The following is a 5530-nucleotide window of genomic DNA, read 5'->3' on the forward strand; positions in this document are numbered from 1 at the left end:
GCGCCGTGGGGTCATCCCCTGTCGATGTTCGCGTAGAAGTCGAGGAGGGCGGTCGCGAGCTGTTCGGGGGCTTCCATCGCCACGTGGTGCCCGATCTGCTCGATGTGCACGGTCTTCACGTCCGTGGCGACCTGGCGCAACTTTCGATGACTTCGAAGGTTCCGCACGCAGGACATCTCCTGCCCGATCTGTCAGACACGTCTTGTGGCGTCCCGATTACGCGCGGTATGGTCTAGACCTTCAATCGCCGCCGCGATGTACCGGAATGCACGCACATCAAGGCAAAGGAAGTCAGATGAAGATTGGACGCAGGGTTGCGGCCTCGATGGCCGGCGTTCTCGCTGCACCGTTGCTCGTCGTGGCTCTCCCCAGCGGCACGGCGTTCGCGCACGGCTACGTGTCCTCGCCTGCCAGCCGTCAGGCGCAGTGCGCCAGCGGCGCTGTGAAGGACTGCGGGGCCATCCAGTGGGAGCCGCAGTCGGTCGAGGGCCCGAAGGGCCTGCAGAGCTGCAACGCCAACCTGTCGCAGTTCGCCGTGCTCAACAACGACAGCAAGGGCTGGAAGGTCACCAACACGGGTCGCACGGTGACCTTCAACTGGACGTTCACCGCGCGTCACCGCACGCGTGACTACGACTACTTCGTCGACGGTCGCAAGGTCGCGACGTTCAGCGGCAACAACCAGCAGCCGCCGGCCACCGTGTCGCACTCGGTCAACGTGGGCTCCGCGGGACGGCACAAGGTCCTCGCCGTGTGGAACATCGGCGACACGACCAACGCGTTCTACTCCTGCATCGACATCAACGCGAGCTGATCCCGCCGGGGCCCTCGGCCGCGACTATCGCGGACGAGACTCACGGGACACGCCCTGGGCGCGTGAGGTCCCCTTCCTCTCACGCACCACCTCGTCGACGTCGAACGGCATCAGGTTCAAGGGCGGGCCGGACAACGGTTTCCGCAGTGCGTCGAGGATCCTCGCGTTCATCTGCCCGATGATCGCGCGTGCCTCGTCGTCGGTCCTGGCCGCCAGAGCACGGGCTCTGGCGGTCTCGGCCTCCTTGCGCAACACCAGGGAAGGGGGCAACCCTGCCCTGCCCTCTTCCTCCCTGAGCTTGCGCTTGATCCACCAGTCCTCTTCCAGCGGCTCCCCCGCGCCCGGCAGCGGTGTGCCGGCGCTGGGAAGGTCGTCGAACTCACCGCGTTCCTGGGCTTCGCGGATCTGCCTGTCGATCCACGACTCGAAGCCCATGCCGGGCGGCTTCCGTTCTGTCACGGGGAGAACCTCCTGACGGCGGCCTGCATCGCCTCCACGAACGCGGGGCTGCCCTTGTGGCCACTGTCGTCCACGAGGGTCAGCTCGGCGTCCGGCCACGCCTGCGCCAGCGCGTACGCCGTGTCGGCGGGGCAGCTCATGTCGCGGCGGCCGTGGATCAGTGCCGCGGGGATGCCCTTGAGCTTTTCCGCGTGTCCCACCAGGTTCTCGACGAACCCGAGGTTCGCGTAGTAGTGCGTGATGATCCGCACGAGCGCGATCACGTCGTCGGACGCGCGGCCGGCGAACACGTCGGGTTTGCCGAAGTTCTCGAGCGACAGCACGGTGTCCTCCCACCGCACCCACTCCAGCGCCGCCTGCTCGCGCACGGCGGGATCCGGGCTTTCCATCAGGTCCGCGTACGCGCGCACGATGTCCGGCGCGCCATCGACGTGCGCGCTGAACCTCGCCCACGCCTCCGGGAAGAACCGGGAAACGCCCTCGTAGAGCCACTCCAGCTCGCGGGCGGACGAGAGGGTGATCGCGGCGAGGATCATCCCGGAGACCCGCCCGGGATGCCGCTGGGCGTAGGCGATGCCGAGCGTCGAACCCCAGGAACCGCCGTACACCAGCCACTTCTCGATGCCGAGGTGCTCGCGGAGCTTCTCCATGTCGGCGATCAGGTGGCCGGTCGTGTTGACGCTCATGTCCGCGGCCGGGTCGCTCGCGTGCGGCGTGCTGAGGCCGGCACCGCGCTGGTGGAAGATGACCAGCCGGAACTTCTCCTTGTCGAGCGCCTTGCGGGCGCCCTTCGCCGGGGCGCCGGGACCTCCGTGGAGGAACACGGCAGGCTTGCCGTCCGGGTTGCCGACGACCTCCCAGTAGACCTGGTTGCCGTCGCCGACGTCGAGCATGCCGTGTTCGTAAGGCTCCACGATCTTCAGCGTACCGACCTACACGCCGACGGGCTTCCAGCTCAGACCCGCGTCGTCCGACCGGTAGACCTCGGCGGACTCCTGGCCGGGCCCGCCGCGCACCAGCGCCGCGTGGCGTGCGTCGGAGAAGGCCAGGTCCTCGAACGGAGGCCCGCCGAGCGTGAGCGGCGTGTCCCACTTGTCGCCGGAACCGCGGTGCACGAACGACCAGTCGCGTCCGGTCGCGGCCACGAGCGCAGTCTCCGGCGACACCGCGAACCCGGTGGTGATGCCGTCACGCGGAGGCACGCCGACGGTCTCGAACGGCTCGCCCCCGGAAGACCTGCGCAGCTCCTTCGACATGTTCCCGAAGCCGGGATCGAAGCTGCACAACGCATAGCGGTCGGTGCTGACGGTCGCAAGGCGGGTGGCGGACTCGATCGTGCACGGCGCGGGTTCCTCCAGCCAGCCCGGCAACGACCGCGTCCAGTACCGGTTCTCCACGAACGTCACGGACAACGAGACCTGGCCCGGTGCGATGGACCCGAAGGCCTGGCCCTTCACCTCGACGCCCGGCACCGGTTGCCAGGAGCCGAACCACAGCTCGCGGTGGAACAGGCGCGACGACGTGCCGTCGTAGATCACCGCGAGGAACCCGGAGTCGTCGAACCCCAGCGCTCCCACGGTTCCCTTGATGCCCGACGGTTCCCAGCGCGTGCCGCCGTTGCCGGTGACGAACAGCTGCTCGCCGTCGGTCACCATGCCCGCGGCGTCGTTCGCGAACACCACCCGCAGCCGGCCGGTCTCCGGCACCGCCAGTGCCGGGGTCCTCACGCGCGTCCACGTCGTGCCGCCGTCGAGCGTGCGGACGAGCTGCGGGCAGTTCGCGGTCTGGCACAGGGTGTCGAGGCCGAGCACCCAGCCGCGCTCAGCGGACGTCCACGACGTCGACGCGGGCACCACGCCGGTGCCGGCGTGGGCGACAGAAGCGCCCACTCCGGTCAGCAGCAACGAAAGCACGAGCACAGCAATGCGTTTCCCCCACATCGCCTTCTCCCCTCAAGAGGCTGGTTCCCACTCAACACCCCTTGCCCGGGAAGCGGCAACCGCCCAAAGCGCCACCAGAACACCCGCGCCGCCGCTGAGCAGGAACGTCGGCCCCGGTCCCACGGCGTCGAGCAGCACACTTCCGCCGATGTACGACACTGCCGCAGCCACACCGATTCCGCCGTAGAAGTTGCCGAACACCCTGCCCGTCCGATCACCGGGCACGAGCCGCTGGATCAACGTGCTGTGCGCGACGTCCATCGCCGCGATGCCCAGCCCCCGCACGGCCTGCAGCGCGAACGCCGACGCGACACCCCAGGCCAGACCGGTGAACATGTTGCCGGCACTGCTGATCACGAACCCCGTGACGAGCAGCGTCACCATGCTCCACCGCGCCGATCCCCTGGCCAGCAACGCGTACCCGAGCAGCAGGCCGATCCCGACCGCACCGAGCACCACGCCGGCCGTGCTCTCCGACCCGCCGAACGACACCATGGTCAGCTGCAGCACCGCGACGTCGTCGATCGCGGTGCACGCCACGACACCGCAGAAGCCCAGGAAGACGATCCGCAACGCGCGGTTGCCCCAGATCTCCCCCAGCCCGGCCCTGGCGCCGGCGAACACGCCCTCGACCGGCCCCGGCGGCACGACGAGCTTCGGCAACCGCAGCAACAGCAACGCGGACAGCACGAACGACACGGCGTCGACGAGCAGCACGCCGCGGGTGTCCATGAACGTCAGCAGGAGCGCCGCGAGGAACGGCCCGATCACGTCGGCGCTGTTGGACCCCAGCCCCAGCGCGGTGTTCGCCTGCCCGAGGTCCTTCTCCGCGACGAGGCTCGGCACGGCCGCCCGCGACGCCGGGACGAAGACCTGCCCGATCACGGCCCGCAGCCCGACGAGCACGAGCAGGACCGGCAACGGCGGCAGGGTGACCGCGATGACCGCCAGCAGCACGCCCTGCGCGACCTCGCAGACGATCATGACGGTGCGCCGGTCGAAGCGGTCGCCGATGACCCCGGTCAGCGGGCTGAGCAACGACGGCGCGAAGTCGCCCACCAGCAGCAGCGCCGCCACCGCGACGGCCTTCCCGAGGATCGACTGCACGTGGACCATCAGCGTGACCAGGCTGAGCGCGTCCCCCACAACGGAAACGACCCGTGCGGTGCTCAGCACGCGCAACGGGCCGTTCTCCTTCAGAAGCGTCAGCACACGGCTACTTTGCCAACACCTGGTCCAGCTGGTCAGCCAATTTGTTCATGATCCCGGCGTAGGAGGAGTAGCTCAGCGGCGCGACCGCGTTCCACTCGACGAACCGGTTCGCCTGCACGGCGGGCAGCGCCTGGAAGACGGGGTGGCCTTCCTTCATCTTCTCCGGGTCGAGCACGTGCTGACGGGTGTCCCACATGATCACGTGCTCCTTGTACGTGCCGGAGTTCTCCCACGACAGCGACTGGAAGTAGCCGCCGCCCTCGCTGTCGGGCTTCTCCGGCGTGAGCAGCGGCAGGCCGAGCTCGGTGGCGTACCAGTCGAGGTCGGGGTTGCGGGCGGGCACCGCGACGTAGAAGAGCTTCGGGTCCGCGCCGACGACCTGGATCTTCTGGTTCGCGGCCGTCATCCTCGCGCCGATGGCCTTGAGCCGTTCCGCGGCCTTGGTGAACGCTTCCTCGTCGGCCTTCACCTTGGCCGACCCGGTGTCGGCGCCGAGCGACTTCGCCAGCTCGCGGAAGCGCTTGATGCCGTCCGGCAGCTGGATCTTCGACTGGCCGATGCCGACGGTCGGGGCGATCTTGAGCACCTTCTCCTCGAACTCGGCCGTGAGGTGCCAGAGTCCGGTGGCCTCTGGGTAGTGGCCCGCGACGACCAGGTCGGCGTTCAGTGCGGCGAACTTCTCGAAGTCGATCTCGCCGTAGCCGGGGCCGGTGATGTCGGTGACCTGGCTCGGGTCGATGCTGCCCGCCTCGGGGTCGGTGCTGCCGTCAGGACGCTTGAGCGGGCCGAACGTGCCGACGACGTTGATCCCGTAGTCCTTGAGCGCACCGGCGGCCGAGACCTGCGCCACAACGCGCTCCGGCCGCTTCGGTGCGGTGACCTCCTTGCCGCGGTCGTCCTTGAACGACCACTGGCCACCCGACTGTTCCGTCGGGGCGTTCCCACCGCACCCGGCCACCAGGCCGAGCAGCAGAACCACGGCGACTGTCCTGCACACTGTCCACCTCCCGAGTTAGGCCTACCTAACCTAACAGGAGGCTTTACAAGATCGGGCGCACCGGTAGGTTGGTGACCGTGCGGAACGAACTGACGACGGTGCGTCGTA

General features: G+C 68.7%; 6 protein-coding genes. 1 reads left to right on the forward strand and 5 read right to left on the reverse strand.

Annotated elements, in window-relative coordinates; translation table 11 throughout:
- Positions 1-295 precede the first annotated feature (295 nt).
- Positions 296-814: a lytic polysaccharide monooxygenase auxiliary activity family 9 protein gene (locus tag VM306_RS02205; protein WP_325510501.1), complete on the forward strand. Its 519-nt coding sequence runs from the start codon at positions 296-298 to the stop codon at positions 812-814.
- A gap of 24 nt (positions 815-838) precedes the next feature.
- Here VM306_RS02205 and VM306_RS02210 read toward each other — a convergent pair whose 3' ends face one another.
- Genes VM306_RS02210 through VM306_RS02230 form a run of 5 tightly spaced genes read right to left on the reverse strand, consistent with a single transcriptional unit; the run spans position 839 to position 5404 of the window.
- The gene (locus VM306_RS02210) at positions 839-1273 is read right to left on the reverse strand and encodes a DUF1992 domain-containing protein (protein WP_325510502.1); all 435 of its coding nucleotides are present in this window, start codon (positions 1271-1273) and stop codon (positions 839-841) included.
- Positions 1270-2187 (reverse strand): prolyl aminopeptidase, encoded by a 918-nt coding sequence (gene pip / locus VM306_RS02215; RefSeq protein WP_325510503.1) that lies wholly within the window; start codon positions 2185-2187, stop codon positions 1270-1272. Before pip ends, VM306_RS02210 begins: the two co-directional genes overlap by 4 nt.
- An 18-nt stretch (positions 2188-2205) precedes the next feature.
- Positions 2206-3213 carry a hypothetical protein gene (locus VM306_RS02220; RefSeq protein ID WP_325510504.1) on the reverse strand — a complete coding sequence of 336 codons (1008 nt, stop codon included), beginning with the start codon at positions 3211-3213 and terminating at the stop codon, positions 2206-2208.
- Between the two features lie 12 nt (positions 3214-3225).
- A complete protein-coding gene (locus VM306_RS02225; protein WP_325510505.1) occupies positions 3226-4425 on the reverse strand; it encodes an MFS transporter in 1200 nt (399 codons plus the stop codon).
- 4 nt (positions 4426-4429) lie between these two features.
- Positions 4430-5404 (reverse strand): ABC transporter substrate-binding protein, encoded by a 975-nt coding sequence (locus tag VM306_RS02230; protein ID WP_325510506.1) that lies wholly within the window; start codon positions 5402-5404, stop codon positions 4430-4432.
- Positions 5405-5530 lie beyond the last annotated feature (126 nt).

Source organism: Lentzea sp. (assembly GCF_035525475.1).
GTDB lineage: Bacteria > Actinomycetota > Actinomycetes > Mycobacteriales > Pseudonocardiaceae > Lentzea.

Excerpts from the sequence above, each read along its gene's own strand:
- VM306_RS02205 (WP_325510501.1), top strand. The coding sequence starts at position 296 with ATGAAGATTGGACGCAGGGTTGCGGCCTCGATGGCCGGCGTTCTCGCT.
- VM306_RS02220 (WP_325510504.1), bottom strand. The coding sequence starts at position 3,213 with ATGTGGGGGAAACGCATTGCTGTGCTCGTGCTTTCGTTGCTGCTGACC.